This window comes from Nocardia farcinica, assembly GCF_029867845.1.
Classification (GTDB): Bacteria; Actinomycetota; Actinomycetes; order Mycobacteriales; family Mycobacteriaceae; genus Nocardia; species Nocardia farcinica_A.
The window spans coordinates 1-3,090 of record NZ_JARWRU010001042.1 but is presented as its reverse complement, the minus strand read 5'-3'; the positions used below and the strand labels follow the sequence as shown (position 1 = coordinate 3,090).

General features: G+C 73.0%; 2 protein-coding genes and 1 pseudogene. 2 read left to right on the top strand and 1 reads right to left on the bottom strand.

Going from position 1 to position 3,090, the window contains the following annotated elements; genetic code table 11:
- A pseudogene (locus QH283_RS23075) lies at nucleotides 1-187 on the bottom strand (DUF2207 family protein); the annotation flags it as partial.
- A 159-nt stretch (nucleotides 188-346) separates the two neighbouring features.
- Between QH283_RS23075 and QH283_RS23070 the strand changes: the two are divergent.
- Both QH283_RS23070 and QH283_RS23065 read left to right on the top strand, forming a co-directional pair.
- Nucleotides 347-1,645 carry a neutral zinc metallopeptidase gene (locus tag QH283_RS23070; RefSeq protein ID WP_280505036.1) on the top strand — a complete coding sequence of 433 codons (1,299 nt, stop codon included), beginning with the start codon at nucleotides 347-349 and terminating at the stop codon, nucleotides 1,643-1,645.
- A 63-nt stretch (nucleotides 1,646-1,708) separates the two neighbouring features.
- Nucleotides 1,709-3,090, top strand: a 1,382-nt coding sequence (locus tag QH283_RS23065) for a DNA polymerase III subunit gamma and tau (RefSeq protein ID WP_280505035.1), incomplete at its 3' end; no start/stop codon positions are given.

Below are 3,090 nucleotides of genomic sequence, written 5' to 3'. Positions count from 1 at the left end.
CCTCCGGGACGGTCACCTTCTCCTCGACGCGCAGCACGCCCTCGCGATCGAGCACCAGGTCGGCGACGATGACGATGCCGTCGGGCTGCTCCGGCCCCGGTTGGGCGTGGGCGAGTGGCGCGACGACCGACAAACCCGCGGCAGCCGAAATCAGCGCGCCCGCAGCGGCCCCCCGAAAACTCAACATGGTCGCCTACTCTAGTCAGCTCGCCGTCCTCGTCCGGCGGCTGTTCTCCGGTGTGAGCTGACCCGGACCTGCACCACAAGCCCTGCGCGCTACGCTTTTCAGTCAGCGGCTGTCCCGCGTGACGGCCGGCGGCGATACGAGTAGGGAGGGGCAGGGGGAGTGACCCAACCACCGAACGGCTACGGACACGACGCATCCGGTGGCCGCCCGGTCCCGCCTGCCCACGGTCAGGGCGGATATCCCGGTTACGGTCAGCAGCCGGGCAATCGGCAGCCGTATCCCGGCGGGCCCGGCGGCGGATACCCCGGTTACACACCGCCGCCCGTGCCCGGCGGGCAGCCCGGCTACGCCCCGCAGGGGTACGGGCAGCAGCCGGGGTACGGGCAGCGGCCCGGCCACGCTCCGGCTCCCGGTCACGGCCGGCAGCCGGGATATGCCGCGCCGCAGGCCTATTCGCAGCCGGGCGCCTACTCCGCGCCGCAGCGCCCCGTCTATCCGCCCGGCCAGGGGCCGCAGCGGGCCTACCGTCCGCCGATGCCGCCGCCCGCGCCCTACGGCCCGCCCGGTCGCGGCCCGCAGCAGCCGACGCGCCGCGGTGGCGGCAGCCGGTGGATGGCGGCGCTGCTGGTGATCGCGGTGGTGATCGTCGGCGGGCTGGTGCGCTCGGCGATCCGCGGCGACCTCATCGACCACCGGGCCACCGGTCCCGCCCCGAGCTTCACCTACGCCCCGGATTCCCCGGCCGCCTCGGAATCGGCGAGCAACCCGCTGCTCACCGACTCGGCCCTGACGCTGTTGCCCGCGGACTGCGACTACGCGCCGTGGAGCACGCAGGTCACGGCGGCGCGCGCGTTCTTCGCCAGTGCGGCGGACTGCCTGGAGGACGCCTGGCAGCCGGTGCTGGCAGCGGCCGACCTGACGTTCACCCCGCCCTCGGTCGAGGTCAGTGCCGACACCTCGGGCATCACCACGCCGTGCACCGGCACCACCACCAACTTCGCGGCCTTCTACTGCCCGGCGAACAAGACCATCTACATGCCGATCAGCCAGTTGCAGACCGAGCTGTTCGGCGACAACTGGGTGGTCTACCTGTCGGTCTTCGCCCACGAGTACGGCCACCACGTGCAGGCGGTGTCCGGCATCCTCACCAAGGCCAACCGGGAACGGCTGGAGGCGGGCGTGCGCACCGACCGGGGACTGGAGCTCTCGCGCCGGATCGAATTGCAGGCGCAGTGCTTCGACGGCATGTACCTGGGCTCATCGCGGGACGGCGGTGCGCTGACCGGCGCGCAGATCGATCTGGCCATCCGTGACGCCAACGGCCGCGGCGACGCCCCCACCGACTCGCCCGACCACGGCAGCCCGGAGAACAGCGGCCGGTGGTTCGAGATCGGCGTCGAGCAGAACCGGACCGCCCAGTGCAACACCTTCGCGGCCCCCACCGAGGCGGTCGGCTGAGCCGAGCCCGGCGAACCCCCGGCTCCCGGCCGCTTCGTCGGGGCACGGCAGTAGTCTCGGGTCGTGGCTCTGTACCGGAAGTACCGACCGGCGACCTTCGCGGAAGTGGTGGGGCAGGAGCACGTCACCGAACCGCTGAGCACCGCGCTGAACACCGGCCGGATCAATCACGCGTACCTGTTCTCGGGGCCGCGCGGATGCGGTAAGACGTCCTCGGCCCGCATCCTGGCCCGCTCGCTCAACTGCGAGCAGGGGCCGACGGCCACCCCGTGCGGCACCTGCGAGTCGTGTGTGGCGCTGGCCCCCGGCGGGCCGGGCAATCTCGACGTCATCGAACTCGACGCGGCGAGCCACGGCGGCGTCGACGACACCCGCGAACTGCGTGACCGCGCCTTCTACGCGCCCGCCACCTCGCGCTACCGGGTGTTCATCGTCGACGAGGCGCACATGGTCACCACCGCCGGTTTCAACGCGCTGCTCAAGATCGTCGAGGAGCCGCCGGCCCACCTGATCTTCATCTTCGCCACCACCGAGCCGGACAAGGTGCTGCCGACGATCCGTTCGCGCACCCACCACTACCCGTTCCGGCTGTTGCCGCCCGCCACCATGCGCGGGCTGCTCGGGCGTATCTGCGAGCAGGAGCACGTGGCCGTCGAGGAGGCGGTGTATCCGCTGGTCATCCGCGCGGGCGGCGGCTCGCCGCGCGACAGCCTCAGCGTGCTGGACCAGTTGCTCGCCGGCGCGGGCGAGGAGGGCGTGACCTACCGTCGTGCGGTGGCGCTGCTCGGTGTCACCGATGTGGCGTTGATCGACGACGCGGTGCACGCGCTGGCCGCCGGTGACGGCGCCGCGCTGTTCGGCACCGTCGACCGGGTGGTGGAGGCCGGGCACGACCCCCGCCGCTTCGCCGTCGACCTGCTCGAACGCTTCCGCGACCTGATCCTGTTGCAGGCGGTGCCCGACGCCGTCGAGCGCGGCCTGGTCTCAGGTCCCGGCGACATGCTCGAGCGTATGCGCGCCCAGGCCGACGGCATCGGCCCCGCGGGCCTGACCCGCTTCGCCGAACTGCTGCACGCGGGGCTGGGCGAGATGCGCGGCGCCACCGCCCCCCGCCTGCTGCTCGAGGTGGTGTGCGCACGCATGCTGCTGCCCGCCGCCTCCGACAGCGAGGCCGCCACTTTGCAACGGCTGGAACGGCTGGAACGGCTGGCACAACTGGAACACAGCCTGGCGAGCGGGACGCCCCTGCCCGCCGTCGCACCGGCCGATCCCGCCGCCGCCGAATCCGCGGCCGCCGCCGTGACCGCCTCGCGTGCCGGTGAGCAGCCGCGACGGCGCGGGGCCGAGGCGCTGGCCGCCATGATGCAGAACAAGGGGAAGGACGCCGGTCCGGCCGCGGCCGACGCGCAGCCGCCGGATGCCGGTGCGCAGGCGGGGCCGCGCGC